Source organism: Roseibium sp. MB-4 (genome assembly GCF_053005265.1).
On the sequence record NZ_JBRKQB010000002.1, the window covers coordinates 912,671 to 927,581 of the forward strand.

The 14,911-nt window shown below is 55.7% G+C and carries 11 protein-coding genes; all 11 read right to left on the minus strand.

The window, feature by feature from the left end; translation table 11 throughout:
* Positions 1–31: 31 nt before the first annotated feature.
* Complete coding sequence (locus ACVDG4_RS15365) at positions 32–2,473, minus strand: GcvT family protein (RefSeq protein ID WP_447235719.1); 2,442 nt, start codon at positions 2,471–2,473, stop codon at positions 32–34.
* A 53-nt stretch (positions 2,474–2,526) separates the two neighbouring features.
* Positions 2,527–4,974 carry a GcvT family protein gene (locus ACVDG4_RS15370; protein WP_447235720.1) on the minus strand — a complete coding sequence of 816 codons (2,448 nt, stop codon included), beginning with the start codon at positions 4,972–4,974 and terminating at the stop codon, positions 2,527–2,529.
* Positions 4,975–5,043: 69 nt separating this feature from the next.
* Positions 5,044–5,592 carry a helix-turn-helix domain-containing protein gene (locus tag ACVDG4_RS15375; RefSeq protein ID WP_447235721.1) on the minus strand — a complete coding sequence of 183 codons (549 nt, stop codon included), beginning with the start codon at positions 5,590–5,592 and terminating at the stop codon, positions 5,044–5,046.
* Positions 5,593–5,718: 126 nt separating this feature from the next.
* Positions 5,719–6,867, minus strand: a complete 1,149-nt coding sequence (locus ACVDG4_RS15380) for an acetate/propionate family kinase (protein WP_447235722.1) — start codon at positions 6,865–6,867, stop codon at positions 5,719–5,721.
* Between the two features lie 23 nt (positions 6,868–6,890).
* Positions 6,891–8,660 carry a sulfoacetaldehyde acetyltransferase gene (gene xsc / locus ACVDG4_RS15385; RefSeq protein WP_447235723.1) on the minus strand — a complete coding sequence of 590 codons (1,770 nt, stop codon included), beginning with the start codon at positions 8,658–8,660 and terminating at the stop codon, positions 6,891–6,893.
* Positions 8,661–8,798: 138 nt separating this feature from the next.
* Complete coding sequence (gene pdxR, locus ACVDG4_RS15390; protein ID WP_447235724.1) at positions 8,799–10,256, minus strand: MocR-like pyridoxine biosynthesis transcription factor PdxR; 1,458 nt, start codon at positions 10,254–10,256, stop codon at positions 8,799–8,801.
* Between the two features lie 162 nt (positions 10,257–10,418).
* Positions 10,419–11,639, minus strand: a complete 1,221-nt coding sequence (gene nqrF / locus ACVDG4_RS15395; protein WP_133951888.1) for an NADH:ubiquinone reductase (Na(+)-transporting) subunit F — start codon at positions 11,637–11,639, stop codon at positions 10,419–10,421.
* Between the two features lie 12 nt (positions 11,640–11,651).
* Complete coding sequence (nqrE, locus tag ACVDG4_RS15400; protein ID WP_008195880.1) at positions 11,652–12,260, minus strand: NADH:ubiquinone reductase (Na(+)-transporting) subunit E; 609 nt, start codon at positions 12,258–12,260, stop codon at positions 11,652–11,654.
* Positions 12,260–12,913 (minus strand): NADH:ubiquinone reductase (Na(+)-transporting) subunit D, encoded by a 654-nt coding sequence (locus ACVDG4_RS15405; RefSeq protein WP_055670668.1) that lies wholly within the window; start codon positions 12,911–12,913, stop codon positions 12,260–12,262. The genes nqrE and ACVDG4_RS15405 overlap by 1 nt, the downstream gene beginning before the upstream one ends.
* On the minus strand, positions 12,913–13,719 hold the full coding sequence (locus ACVDG4_RS15410; protein ID WP_447235725.1) for a Na(+)-translocating NADH-quinone reductase subunit C: 807 nt from the start codon (positions 13,717–13,719) through the stop codon (positions 12,913–12,915). Before ACVDG4_RS15410 ends, ACVDG4_RS15405 begins: the two co-directional genes overlap by 1 nt.
* Complete coding sequence (locus ACVDG4_RS15415) at positions 13,712–14,911, minus strand: NADH:ubiquinone reductase (Na(+)-transporting) subunit B (protein WP_133951884.1); 1,200 nt, start codon at positions 14,909–14,911, stop codon at positions 13,712–13,714. The genes ACVDG4_RS15410 and ACVDG4_RS15415 overlap by 8 nt, the downstream gene beginning before the upstream one ends.

The window sequence follows — 14,911 nt, forward strand, 5'->3', positions numbered from 1 at the left end:
CGGGGTTTTTCGTGGGTGAATGGATCTTCATTTAGACCTTCATGCGGCTACTCGTCGGATCATAGAGCGGCTTGAGGCTCGCGGTTGCCTGCACGCGAGTGCCCGCAATCTCGATTTCATAGGCCGAGCCTAGAACATCAGCAGCGCTTTCCCCCTCGCACGGCACGTAACCAAGACCAATCGCGGCGCCGAGTGCGTGTCCATAGGCCCCGGATGACAGGTACCCGCAGACCTCGCCCTCACGAAGGATCGGTTCCGCGTGGTAAAGCATCGGCTCCGGATCCTGTAGCTGGAACTGTACCAATCGGCTTTTAGGACCAGTTTCCTTGCGCTCCAAAACAGCGTCCCGGCCAATGAAACCAGGCTTGGAGGTTTTGGCAGCAAAGCCGAGACCGGCATCGATGACATGGTCTTCGCAGGTGATGTCATGGCCAAAGTGCCGGAAGGCCTTCTCCATACGGCAGCTGTCCATGGCATGAAGACCGCACAGTTTCAGCCCCTCATCCCGGCCCGCCTCCCAAAGTGTTTCGAAGACATGTGCAGCAAACTCGGTTGGCACATAGATCTCCCAACCAAGTTCGCCCACATAGCTCACCCGGTGGGCGCGGGCGAGTGCCATACCGATTTCAATGTCTTGGGCTGTCCCGAACGGATTGGTTTCATTGGTAAAGTCGTTTGGAGAAATTCGGCCAAGCAGCTCCCGTGACTTCGGTCCCATCAAAGCCAAAACCGCTTCACCGGATGTCACATCGGTCAGCACCACCTGGTGATCCCCCATATGACGCCGGAGCCACGTCTGGTCCGCCAATCGGGTGGCAGCCGGCGTGACCATCAGATATGCGGTTTCGCTCAACCGCGTTACTGTGACATCGGCTTCGATACCGCCAGCGGCATTGAGCATCTGTGTGTACACGATTCGGCAAGCCGGTACGCTCATGTCGGCACCGCAAACGTGATTGAGGAAACGCTCGGCATCCGGACCCTCGATGCGGATCTTTCCGAAGGAACTCATGTCGTATAGTCCGGCGCTTTCCCGGATCGCCATGTGTTCGCGGGCGCTGTTTTCAAACCAGTTCTGACGTTTCCAGGAATACTGATAGGAGCGGTCCTGTCCTAGATCTGCGAACCAATTCGCCCGTTCCCATCCGGCCAGTTCTCCCATCACCGCACCTTGCTCCAACAGATGCCCATGGAGCGGCGTGCGCCGGATCCCACGCGCAGTCGCTTTTTGCCGGTAAGGGAAATGATCAGCGTACAACAGCCCGAGTGTTTCCTTCGATCGTTCAAACAGATAGGTCTTGTTGCCCTGAAACGGCTGCATCCGGGAGATGTCGACATCCCCGAGATCAAATGGCTTCTCCCCACTTTCCATCCAGGCGGCCAACGCCATACCAGCGCCACCTGCGGACTGGATCCCGATGGAATTAAAGCCTGCCGCGACCCAGAAATTCTCCAGTTCCGGGGCAAGACCCAGATGGTAGGCGTCGTCAGGTGTGAAACTTTCCGGTCCATTGAAGAAGGTATGAATCCCCGCCTCTGCCAGCATCGGCATGCGTTCGACCGCAGCAGCCAGGATCGGCTCGAAATGATCAAAGTCTTCCGGCAGCTGATCGAATTCGAATTGATCCGGGATACCCGTCATACCCCAGGGCTTGGCATTCGGCTCAAACGCGCCAAGCAGCATCTTGCCGGCGTCTTCCTTGTAGTAGGCACACTCGTCCGGGACACGCAGAACCGGCAGTTGCCCCAGGCCGTCGATCTGCTCGGTCACGATGTAAAAGTGCTCACAAGCATGCAGTGGAACGTTGACCCCTGCCATCCGGCCAACCTCATGCCCCCACATGCCGCCGCAATTGACCACCATCTCGGCTTCGACAAATCCGGTTTCACCGTCTTGCTCCCAACTGACGCCGGTGGCTCTCCTGTCTTTGACCTCTATCCCGGTCACTTTGACCCGCTCCAGGATCTTTGCGCCTTTTTGACGCGCGCCCTTTGCCAGAGCCAGTGCGATGTTTGCCGGGTCGCCCTGACCATCGAGTGGCAGATAAACAGCTGCGGTCGCACCACTTGTGTTGACGTGCGGATAGCGGTTCTGGACTTCGCCTAGTGAAATCTCTTCAACCTCTACCCCGAACGCCCGTGCCATGGAGGCTTGACGCAGAATTTCCTCCCGGCGTTCTGCGGTCAGCGCCATGGTAATCGATCCACACCTTTTGAAGCCGGTCGACAGACCCGTCTCGTCTTCGAGAGAGCCGTAGAGCTCCTGGCTGTATTTGGCGAGACGGGTCATATTCTGGGTTGCCCGAAGCTGCGCAATCAGGCCGGCTGCGTGCCAGGTCGTTCCGCTGGTGAGCTGCTTGCGTTCCAGAAGCAGGATATCGCTCCAGCCTTGCTTGGCCAGGTGGTAGGCAACTGAACACCCGATGACCCCGCCACCGATAATGACAACGCGGGCTTTTGAAGGAATGGCCATGACTTATCGTCCAGATCTGGATTGAAATAACTGACGCTTTGAAAGAGTGAAAATCACGCTTTTAGCCTGAGATTCTTCGGATCCCAGAGTGGGCCATCCGGCTGCACCGTGACGGGAAATCTTTGTCCGTAGACTTCGACTTCAAGATCCGTGCCCGCTTCGGCCAGATCCGCCCGGACCATGCCCAATGCCACGCAGGCATCCACACGGAATCCGAAAGCCGAAGACGTGGTTTCGCCGACGATGCTGCCGTTCATCCAGATGTTCGACATGTAGGGCGGGTCGATTTCCTCGCTGTCGACGAGGAAAGTGACAAAGCGCTGTTTTGGACCTTGCTGTTTTTCATTCAAGAGCGCGACTTTGCCCGGAAAGTCTTCCGCCTTATCCAGCTTCACGAACCGATCGAGGCCAGATTCCAATAAGGTATAATCCGTGCTCAAATCGCCTTTCCAGGCTCGGTAACCTTTTTCAATCCGCAAGCTGTTGAGGGCATACATCCCAAAGGGCTTTGCACCCGCGCCGACAACCGCATCGTAAAGCGTTGGAATACTGGCCATTGGCGCATGCATTTCCCAGCCCAGCTCCCCTGCAAAACTCACCCGGTAAAGCTCGCAGCGTGTCCCCGCCACCTCAGCCGTTTGAATGCTGAGCCATGGCAAGTCCAGGTCAGCAGTCGTTCCGATTTTCTCGAAAAGGTCCCGGGATTTCGGCCCAGTTACGATTAGCGTCGAAAGCTCCGAGGTGATGTCGGACAGCTCAAGACTATCTGGCAAATGTGCAGCCAGAATTTCAAAATCGTGCCATTGCGCGGATGCTGCGGCGATCAGTACAAAGTCGTCCTCGCCCTTCCGGATGATCGACATCTCCGTGTGTACCCGGCCCTTGGACGTTGGAAAATAGGCAAGCGTCATCCTTCCAACTTTCGGCAGGCCGCCAGAGATACGGCCACGCAACCAATCGGCAGCACCCGCGCCTGACAGTTTGAACCTCGAAAATCCCGGAAGGTCCAAAACGCCAACACCATCGCGAACGGCCAAGGCTTCTTCACGTACACGCTCGAACCAAGGGCCTTTGCGCATCCAGCTTTCTGTCGCTTCAATTGATGTGTCGTCGCCGTCTTTTGCAAACCAGTTGGCACGTTCCCAACCGTTGTAAACACCAAATTGGGCACCGGAGGCTTTAAGTTTTTCATGCACCGGGGACAGCTTCTTGTCTCGCCCTTCCGGCCACTCATAATGAGGGTAATGCATTGCGTATTCATGGCCGTAGACTTCCATGCCCTTGGCCACGCAATAATCGTGGTCGGTGTAGTCCGTGAAACGGCGCGGATCGAGACCCCAGCAATCCCACTCGGTTTCGCCTTCGGTAATCCATTCGGTGAGGATCTTGCCAGCCCCGCCGGCTTGAGCAATTCCGAACGTGAAGACACAGGCTTCAAAGGCATTTTTCACACCCGGCATCGGGCCAATCAGCGGGATACCATCAGGGGCATAAGGGATCGGGCCGTTGATGACCTTTGAGATTCCCGACATGCCAAGCAGCGGCACACGGGCCATGGCGTCTTCGATATACCATTCCAGCCGGTCAAGATCGTCAGGATAAAGCTGGAAGCTGAAATCGTCCGGCATAGGATCATCTGGCGTGACCCAGTGTGCTTTGCAGTTTCGTTCATAGGGACCAAGGTTCAGTCCGGTGTTTTCCTGCCGCAGATAGTAGGACGAATCCACATCCCGGAGCAGCGGCAGTTTCCGGCCATGCTCCTTGGTCCATGTTGCAAGTTCGTCCATTTGTTCGGTCAACAAATACTGATGGCTCATCACCATCATCGGCACGGTGCGCCCGCCATAGGGCTTGAACCACTCACCAACACGCTGGGCATAGTACCCCGCTGCGTTGACAACATATTCGCAACGGATCTCACCCTTTTCCGTTTCGACGATCCACTCGTCATTTTCACGCCGGACACCGGTCGCAGGTGTAAAACGCACCACCTTCTGCCCCATGGCCCGCGCGCCCTTTGCAAACGCCTGCGTGAGCTGTGCAGGATCCATGTCGCCATCTGTCGGGTCCCAGAAGCCACCCGCAAGATCGTGCGTCTCCATGAAGGGATAGGCGTCCTTCAGATCCGCGACCGACATCATGTTAGTTTCGATGCCTTGCCGGCGGGCCATGGAGTTCGCCCGCTCAAACTCCATCATGCGGTTTTTTGAATGCGCCAGCCGGACAGATCCGGTCACGTGATAATTGATCGGATAATCCACCTCATCGCCCAGACGCCGGTAAAGCTCGGTGGAATAGCGCTGCATGTTCATGACCGCCCAGGAGGACGAAAACGTCGGGATGTTCCCCGCAGCGTGCCATGTGCTGCCAGCGGTGAGCTCGTTCTTCTCCAGAAGGACACAATCGGTCCAACCGGCTAACCCGAGATGATAGAGAACCGAGGCGCCGACCGCACCTCCACCGATGATCACGACACGAGCTGTAGTGGGAAGGTCCGACATTGCTGGCTCCGGTTTGATTAGGGGTAGAGGCTCGATTAGGGCCTGGCTTCAAAGGGTTAGATTCAAGGGTCAATAAACGGGCGGTGAGATGATCCAGACGGCGATCGCCGGTTCAGAATAAGGGTTTGCCCAGCGGTACTTGTTGCCGCGAATGCGGAAGGAATCGCCCTTTCGAATGAGGAACGGTTCGCCCTCGAGCCAGATTTTCAGCTTGCCAGACACCAGAAACGCGAGTTCCTGAGTTGGCCGCATGATTTCGTCGTTGCGTTCAGACCCTGGAAGAAACGTGGAATGGATGACCTCAAAACTGTCGGTCAGATCCGGGGACAGCAATTGCTCAACAAGTCCGGGAACCCGCTCACCGATCATCCGGCGATCGGATGCGCGAACGATTTTGCCATCTTCCTTGCGGTTTGGTCCCTGCCTTGCGCCCAAAAGCGACGGCGGCACGTCAAACACACCGGCCATGCGATCAATATCTTCGCTCGACAGTTTCGAAATGCCGCGCTCGATCTGACTGAGCCAGCCGACCGACTTACCGAGCCGTTCGGCAAGTTCTGCTAACGTCAACCCTTTTGTCTTGCGAAGTGCGCGTAAATCCGCACCCAAATTGGCCATGATCGCCTCGCCAGCGTGAAATTATTTCTGAAAATTTCACACAGAAAATGAAAAAAGGAAAGTTTTTTTCACGACATCTGTTGTCGAATTGCGACATGCCAATGAGTTTGAGAGAATTAACATTCGCTATGCGATGAGTTTTTGCGTCTCAGCTGCGATCGTTTTCTCTTCTTCGGCCTTTACGATCCAGATCGGAACGGCTGAGCCAGACACATCAATGCGGGACTTGTTGCTCTGATTGGACTGCGGATCGCAGGTCGCACCAAGAAATCCCAATCGAGAAATGATCTTCTGGCGCACAACAGCATCGTTTTCACCAATGCCACCGGTGAACGCAATTCCATCCAATCCGCCCATTGCCGCAATCATCGATCCGGCATGGCGAACAGCCCAATAGCAGAAATGCTCAACAGCAAAACGAGACGCGTCTGTCTCTGCCGCATGCAGGGCGCGCATGTCGGACAATCCCCCAAGGCCCAAGAGACCGCTCTTTTTGTTCAAGAGCTCTTTAGTGTCTTTAATTCCGTTTTCTTCGGCCAGCCGCAAGACCAGATTGCCATCAATACTCCCGGTCCGGGTGCCCATGGTGAGACCTTCCAGAGGCGAATATCCCATCGTCGTTGCCACGGATTGTCCGGACTTGATCGCACACAGGCTTGCCCCGTTGCCAAGGTGAAGAGCCAGCAGGCGATCTGGCGTATCGGCCTTCACGTCTTCCTCCAGTGTCCTGACAAGCCCCTGATAGGAAATGCCGTGAAACCCATACCGCCGCAACATTTCCAGCTCCGGCCGGTCGGGCAAGGCATATCGGCGGGCGACATCCGGGTTTGACGCATGAAATGCCGTATCGAAACAGGCCACTTGCATCAGGTCCGGCGCCAAATCCCGGAGTGCTAGGATGGCAGCCAGATTATGCGGATTATGTAAGGGGGCTAAATCATTGCAACGCTCGATCTCGGCAATGACTTGCCCATTTACACGGATCGCCGTCTGAAGAACCGGACCGCCATGGACCACACGGTGACCAGCGCCATTCAGGTCCGCAATCTCAATGCCAGCGGACCGGATGACATCCAAGATCGCGCTGAGCGCGGCATTGTGATCCGGCAGGACTGCCGTTATCTCTCCAGATTTCAATGTGTTGGATGAGATTTTCAAACGCGAAACGCCACCGATTTCAGTGGCGCTTCCAGACAGCGTTTCATCCAGGCTTTCATCGAAGAGAGCGAACTTGATGGACGAAGATCCAGAGTTCAGAACAAGGATACCGCCCATAAATCACTTCCCTTTCCAGGACTTTACTGCGGCCGCATATCTGCCGGGTCGATTCCGGCAACAACAACCGGTTTCTTCATGGCATCGCGCCGGAATGGCTCACCGAGTTCCTGATTGATCAGCACTTCAACCAGCGTGGTCTTGCCGTTTTCCATCTGGTCTTTGACCGCCGCATCGAGCTTTTCGGTCAGCTCGTCCATCGTGCGGGCAACTTCACCTTGAAGGCCACACGCCTTTGCAATGGCTGCATAGCTGACATTGTCGTCGAGTTCGGTGCCGACGAAATTGTCGTCGTACCAAAGCGTGGAGTTCCGCTTTTCCGCGCCCCACTGGTAGTTGCGGAAGACAACCATGGTGATTGCCGGCCATTCGCTGCGGCCAATGGCGGTCAACTCTGTAACAGCAATGCCAAAGGCTCCGTCGCCCGCAAACCCAACCACCGGGGTATCCGGGCAGCCAATTTTTGCACCAACGATCGCCGGAAGGCCGTAACCGCAGGGACCGAACAGCCCGGGCGCAAGGTATTTCCGGCCCTCTTCAAAACTTGGGTACGCATTACCGATGGCGCAGTTATTGCCAATATCAGAGCTGATGATCGCTTCACGCGGCAAAGCGGACTGAATGGCCCGCCACGCCTTACGCGGGCTGAGCCAATCCGGCTTTGCGGCACGAGCGCGCTCGTTCCAGCTCGTACCCGGATCGTCGTCCTCATGGTCCATGGACGACAGCTGCTGCGCCCAGCGGGATTTCGTCTGCGCAATCTCGTGCTTGCGCTCCTCCCGCCCGGCATCACCTGCGTTGGGAGCCAGCTTTGAAAGGAGGGACTGGGAGACTTTCTTTGCATCTCCGACAATACCAACGCTCACCGGCTTGGTCAGACCAATCCGATCGGGATTGATATCCACCTGAATGATCTTGGCATTTTTCGGCCAGTAGTCGATGCCATAACCCGGCAAGGTCGAGAACGGATTGAGGCGCGTACCAAGGGCTAGAACGACATCGGCCTTGGCGATCAGTTCCATGCCGGCCTTTGAACCGTTGTACCCGAGTGGTCCGGCAAACAGGCGGTGCGAGCCGGGGAACGCATCATTGTGCTGATAGCCGCAACACACAGGCGCATCCAGGCGTTCCGCAAGTGCGATCGTGTCGTCGATTGCATCGGCCAGAACAACGCCGGCACCGTTGAGGATGACCGGATGCTTGGCGCTGCTGAGCAGGTCCGCGGCTTCCTGAATGGCTGTATCACCACCGGATGGGCGCTCAAAATCCACAATCGGCGGAAGGTCAATATCGATCACTTGCGTCCAGAAATCGCGCGGCATGTTGATCTGGGCCGGCGCGCTGGCACGTTTTGCCTGAAGGATGACACGGTTCAGAACTTCGGCAACGCGGGATGCGTCGCGGACCTCTTCTTGATAGGCAACCATGTCCTTGAACAGGGCCATCTGCTCAACTTCCTGAAAACCGCCCTGCCCCAAAGTCTTATTGGCGGCCTGCGGCGTAACAAGAAGCAAGGGCGTGTGGTTCCAGTAGGCAGTTTTCACCGCGGTGACGAAGTTTGTGATACCCGGTCCGTTCTGGGCAATCATCATGCTGAGTTTGCCTGTCGCCCGGGTATAGCCATCGGCCATCATTCCACCCGAGCCTTCGTGCGCGCAATCCCAGAACGTAACTCCCGCCTTTGGAAACAGGTCGGAGATTGGCATGAAAGCAGAGCCGATAATCCCGAAAGCATGCTCAATCCCATGCCGTTGCAGGACTTTTACGAAGGCTTCCTCTGTCGTCATTTTCATTTGAAACGCACTCCCTCACCCGCTCGCAATACAGGTACACGATTAACTGGAAATGATTTCATGCCGCGCTGCGATGAGAGGTCTTAGGGCCAGATTAATTCACTCGGTATATCCAGATACTAAGGCGATGACATCGCCCTACCGGATTACATCCGCGATCCGTTGAATCCCCTCCGGAATGCGCGCGGAGGGAATGGATGAATAAGCAAGACGATAAAACTGATGATTGTCGTCTTCGCGTCCGAAAAACGCTCTACCCTGATCGATCACGACCCCACTCTTGCGAAGTTTGAGTGCCAACTCGCTGGTGTTGACGCCCTCAGGCGCGCGCATCCAGAAGCTTGATCCACCATGACTGCCACCGCTGGCAATTTGCAGGCCGTGGTCCCGAATTGCTTTATCCATGACGGAGCGTCTGCGCCGGTAAGCCTGCCCCATCCGGTTCACCATGGCATCATGATATCCAAGAGACAGAAAGTAGGCCGTCGTCCTCTGAATGTGACCGGGTGGATGCCTGAGCACCAACGCCCGCAGCGACCGTGCTTCCTGGATCAAGGGTTTGGCGGCGACGATATATCCAAGGCGCAATCCCGGGAACAAAGACTTTGAAAACGAGCCGACGTAGATAACGCTCCCCGCCCGGTCGAGGGACTTGAGCGCAGGCGTCGGCGCTTTTTGGAATGCCATTTCGAATTCGTAGTCATCCTCTACGATCACAAACCCTTCTTCCACGGAGCGGTTCAGCAAGGCGCGGCGGCGGTCAATCGGCATGGTTGTATTAGTCGGGCATTGGTGGCTGGCCGTGGTGAAGACCACTTGGCAGTTGCCGGGAATATCATCCGGAGGGAGACCATCATTATCGACCCGCACCTCCGTAATCTGGCAACCTGTCTGATCGAGAATGTCGCGCAGTCCCGGATAACAGGGGTTTTCGATGGCCGCGACGCGATCCTTGTTCAACAAGACCTGAGCACAAAGCCATAGCGCATTCTGCGCCCCCATCGTCACAAGGATCTCATCTTGCTGCGCGGAAATCCCGCGGCGCGGCAAAATGTTTCTCACGATGTATTCGATCAGTTTGGGGTCGTCCTGTTCATAAGGATCGGCCGTCATGCTCTCAAAGTTCTTTCGGCCCAACGCCTCCAATGCACACCGGCGCCAGTTGTCGTGATCGAACAGGCGCGCATCCGGCTGGCCATAAATGAAGGGGTACGGGTAATCGCGCCAATCCGATGGACGCACCAGGCTGGAGCGGTAGGAATACCGGGAACTGACCATTTCGTCCCAGGCCACCGCTTCCTGCCGGTCTCCCTCCGACTGATTGAGCATCGGTGGTGGTGGCGCGTTTTCAGAAACGAAGTAACCCGATCGCCCCCTCGATGTCAGGTAGTCATTGGCTACCAATTCTGCATAGGCCAGGGTGACCGTAATTCGGCTGACCCCGAGCCACTCAGCCAGCTTCCGGCTGGACGGCATACGTTCACCGGGAAGGAACCGGCCCGACAACACGCCTTGGCTGACTAGGTGCTGGATCTGTTGCTGGAGGGTGCCTTCAAACTTGGGGTCCAAATGAAACTGTTCGGATTTGATCGCCACGTCTGGATCCATTGTAGATATCAACTGGACCGACAGACTGTCATCAAAGCGGCAATTATCCAACACCTTCTGAGCAAAAAAGCATCGGGCCCTGCTTCAGTGAGTGCGATCCATGCCGCACACCGAAACAGGGCCCGAAGTAAATCTTGGTTTTCTGACGGGTTAACCGCCGAAATCATCCAACATGATGTCTTCGCGATCAACACCAAGATCGAGCAGCATGTTGATGACGGACTGGTTCATGATGGGAGGACCACACATGTAGAACTCACAGTCCTCAGGCGCCGGGTGGTCTTTCAGGTACTCATCGTAGAGCACATTGTGAATGAACCCAGTGTAGCCTTTCCAGTCGTCTTCCGGCAACGCGTCAGACAGTGCCACATGCCACTCAAAGTTCTCGTTCTCACGCTCCAGCATGTCGAAGTCTTCGACATAAAACATTTCACGCTTGGAGCGCGCGCCGTACCAGAAAGTGACCTTTCGATCAGTTTTGATCCGGCGCAGCTGATCGAAAATATGCGAGCGCATCGGCGCCATGCCGGCACCACCGCCCACGAAGACCATTTCCTTCTTGGTGTCGCGCGCAAAGAACTCACCAAACGGGCCTGAGATCGTGACTTCGTCGCCCGGCTTCAAGTTGAAGATGTACGAAGACATCTTGCCGGCTGGAATTCCCTGGGACCCGGGAGGTGGCGATGCAATCCGGACGTTGAGCATCACGATGCCCTTTTCTTCCGGATAGTTGGCCATGGAGTAGGCCCGCTCAACCGGCTCGGCAACTTTCGAGCTTACGTCCCAGATTTTGAAGCGGTCCCAATCCTCATGGTACTCTTCGCCGACATCGAACTCCTTGTAGGAAAGCTCATAAGGCGGGCATTCGATTTGGATATAACCACCGGCGCGGAAGTTAACGTCCTCGCCTTCTGGCAGTTCCAGGACAAGTTCCTTGATAAAGGTCGCCACGTTGTCGTTCGAGCGCACCTTGCAGCGCCATTTCTTGACGCCGAAGACCTCTTCAGGAACCTCGATTTCCATGTCCTGCTTGACGGCAACCTGACAGGACAGGCGGTCACCGCAAGCAGCTTCCCGCTTGGTGATGTGACCTTCTTCCGTTGGGAGGATTGACCCGCCGCCGGAAAAGATCTTCACCCGGCACTGGGCACAGGTACCACCGCCGCCGCACGCAGACGGAACAAAGAGTTTTTGTTCGGCAAGTGTTTGCAGCAACTTGCCACCAGCTGGCACCGAAATAGTCTTCTCGCCGTTAATGGAAATGTTGACATTGCCCATCGACACCAGCCTTGAGCGGGCGGCGAGAATGATCGTGACCAGCGCCAGAACGATCAGGGTAAAGAGAAGTATGCCTAGTCCAAATGTGGCCACAGGGCGCTCCCGTTACAGTTTGACGCCGCTGAAGGACATGAAGGCAAGCGCCATCAGGCCAGCGGTGATAAATGTGATGCCCAGGCCCTGCAGGCCGTCCGGGATATCGGAGTATTTCAGCTTCTCCCGCACACCAGCCATGGCCGTAATCGCCAGAGCCCAGCCAAAGCCGGAAGACAAACCGTAGGTCACGGATTCGCCGAAATTGTAGTCCCGCTCCACCATGAACAGGGATCCGCCTAGGATCGCACAGTTCACCGTGATCAACGGCAGGAAGACGCCAAGCGCGTTGTAGAGCGGCGGAAAGTACTTATCGAGCACCATCTCCAGGATCTGAACCAGAGCTGCAATCACGCCGATGTACGAAATGAGCCCAAGGAAGGTCAGATCTACATTGCTGAAACCGGCCCAAGCCAAGGCGCCTGGAGCCAGGAGATAGGTTAGGATCAGGTTGTTTGCCGGTACGGTGATCGCCTGAACGATCATGACCGAAATACCAAGGCCAATCGCAGTTGAGATCTTCTTCGAAACAGCGATGAAGGTGCACATGCCCAGGAAGAAGGACAGCGCCAGGTTCTCAACAAAGATGGCCTTTACGGCGAGTGAAAGCATATGTTCCATCAGTGCGCATCCACCGTTTGGATCTTGTACTCGCGCTCTTCAACCTGCTCAGGCTTCCAGGACCTGAACGCCCAGATGATAAGGCCGATAATGAAGAAAGCGGATGGCGGCAGCAGCAGCATGCCGTTCGGGACATACCAACCACCGTTGTTGACAGTCTCAAAGATCGTGATGCCGAACAGGCTGCCTGCACCAAACAATTCGCGAATAACACCAACCAGCATAAGGATCAGGCCATACCCGAGACCATTGCCTGCACCGTCAATAAAGGAGGCAATTGGCGGGTTCTTCATGGCAAACGCCTCTGCACGGCCCATCACAATACAGTTGGTGATGATCAGGCCCACGAAGACCGAGAGAGTTTTCGAAATCTCGTAGAGATACGCCTTCAGCACCTGATCAACGAGAATCACGAGAGATGCAATGATGACCATCTGCACAATGATCCGGATGGCTCCTGGAATGTGATTGCGCAGCATCGAGATGAACATTGAGGAGAATGCCGTAACGAATATCACCGCAAGTGACATGACAAACGCCACCTGCAACGAAGATGTCACAGCAAGGGCTGAGCAGATCCCGAGAACCTGAAGGGTAATCGGGTTGTTATCGACCAGCGGATCGATAAGCATGCTTCTCTTGGTTTGCGCCATCAGATCTCTCCTGCTTTCAGATTTTCCAGGAAGGGTGCAAATCCGGCCTCGCCCATCCAGAACCGTACCAGGTTGTCGACACCAACCGTCGTCAGAGTTGCGCCTGCCAGCGCATCGACATGATACTCTTCGCCTTGTGGCGGAACGGTCTTGGCGACAGTGATCAGCAGATCTCCACTGTCATCGGAAAGTTTCTTGCCATTCCACTGTGATTTCCAGCGCGGGTTATCAACCTCGGCTCCGAGGCCCGGGGTCTCGCCGTGGCTGTAGAACTGAAGACCAAAGATGTCGTTACCGTTTTCTTCCAGGGCAATGAACCCATACAGCGTAGACCAAAGTCCGTAGCCGTGGATCGGCAGAATGACCTTGTCGAGACTGCCATCGTCATTCCGCAGCAGATAAACAGTGACGTATTTTGATTGCCGTCCAATGGAAGCCGGGTCGTCTGACAAAGCGATCGACGTTTCCGGATCATCTGCTGCAGCGCGATCATCGAAGGTGGCCGGATCGAACTTGTCAGTGAATTTACCGGTCGCAATCTCAAGAACCTGCGGCTCAAACACCTCAAATGCCTCAGCGACATTCGAGCCGGGTTCGTAAAGGCCGGCAACCTGAAGGATGTTGATCTGCTTATCCTTCAGTTTATTGACTTCCTGCAGAGGGCGCAGAGAGACAGCCGCCGCAGACACCACCATGGACGCCACCAGACAGATCGACACGGCCACGAAGATGGTCTTCGGGACAGAATCCACCGGCAGATCAAGGAACCGGCGGATGAAGCCTTTGTTTTCTTTATCTTCAGGCATGTCGCTTCGCCCTGCGCTTGATGTTTGCCTGCACTACGAAATAATCGATCAGCGGTGCAAAAACGTTACCGAACAAAATCGCCAGCATCATTCCTTCAGGGAAGGCTGGATTGATAACGCGGATCATCACAACCATCACACCGATCAAGGCACCATAGATGTAACGGCCAAGATTGGTGTGCGACGCTGAAACCGGCTCTGTGACCATAAAGGCCAAACCAAACGCGTAGCCGCCAATCACCAGATGCCAATACCAAGGCATTGCAAACATCGGGTTGGTGTCGGAGCCAATCAGATTGAGCAGCGTCGAGAATGCGATCATACCAACCAGGCAGCCGACCACCAACCGCCAGTTGGCGATCTTTGTGATCAAAAGGAAGGCAAGTCCGATGAAGCACGCCAGTGCCGAGACCTCACCGATGCTGCCCTGTATCGTACCAAGAAACGCATCCATCCAGCTCACCCCGTGAGCTGCCAACTGCTGGTAACCGTCCGATGCACCAACCGACAATGCGGTCGCGCCCGAGAAACCATCAACCGGTGTCCAGATGGTGTCGCCAGACATTTGCGCCGGGTATGCAAAGTACAGGAACGCGCGGCCTGTCAGCGCCGGGTTCAGAAAGTTCTTGCCGGTTCCACCGAACACCTCTTTGCCGATCACAACACCAAAGGCGATGCCCAGTGCCACTTGCCACAGCGGTGCAGATGGCGGCAGGATCAGCGCATATAGCATGGAAGTTACGAGGAACCCCTCGTTCACTTCGTGACCGCGCACCGTTGCAAAGATTACTTCGCAGATGCCGCCGACGACCAGCGTCGTAATGTAAATCGGCAGGAAATAGAGTGCCCCGTGCAGGATATTGGCAAGCGGGTTGGCCGGGTTGAACCCGATCCCTAACGCCTCAATGATCCATGCACGCCAACCGGATGCTCCATATGTGGCAATTGCGGAATTGACCTGGAAGCCGACGTTGTAAAGACCCACGAGAATACAAGGGATCGTCGCGATGACCACGTAGGTCATGATCCGCTTCATATCGATATAAGAGCGCGCGTGCGGCGCCGCTGTCGTTACGGTCTTTGGGGTATAGAGAAAGCTCTCCACCATTTCATAAATGGGGAAGAATTTCTCGTATTTGCCGCCCTTCACGAAATTTGGCTCGATGCGGTCGAAGAAGTTGCGCAGACCCAA

Excerpts from the sequence above, each read along its gene's own strand:
- xsc (WP_447235723.1), bottom strand. The coding sequence starts at position 8,660 with ATGAAAATGACGACAGAGGAAGCCTTCGTAAAAGTCCTGCAACGGCAT.
- ACVDG4_RS15370 (WP_447235720.1), bottom strand. The coding sequence starts at position 4,974 with ATGTCGGACCTTCCCACTACAGCTCGTGTCGTGATCATCGGTGGAGGT.
- ACVDG4_RS15410 (WP_447235725.1), bottom strand. The coding sequence starts at position 13,719 with ATGCCTGAAGATAAAGAAAACAAAGGCTTCATCCGCCGGTTCCTTGAT.
- ACVDG4_RS15405 (WP_055670668.1), bottom strand. The coding sequence starts at position 12,913 with ATGGCGCAAACCAAGAGAAGCATGCTTATCGATCCGCTGGTCGATAAC.
- ACVDG4_RS15375 (WP_447235721.1), bottom strand. The coding sequence starts at position 5,592 with ATGGCCAATTTGGGTGCGGATTTACGCGCACTTCGCAAGACAAAAGGG.
- ACVDG4_RS15380 (WP_447235722.1), bottom strand. The coding sequence starts at position 6,867 with ATGGGCGGTATCCTTGTTCTGAACTCTGGATCTTCGTCCATCAAGTTC.
- ACVDG4_RS15365 (WP_447235719.1), bottom strand. The coding sequence starts at position 2,473 with ATGGCCATTCCTTCAAAAGCCCGCGTTGTCATTATCGGTGGCGGGGTC.
- nqrE (WP_008195880.1), bottom strand. The coding sequence starts at position 12,260 with ATGGAACATATGCTTTCACTCGCCGTAAAGGCCATCTTTGTTGAGAAC.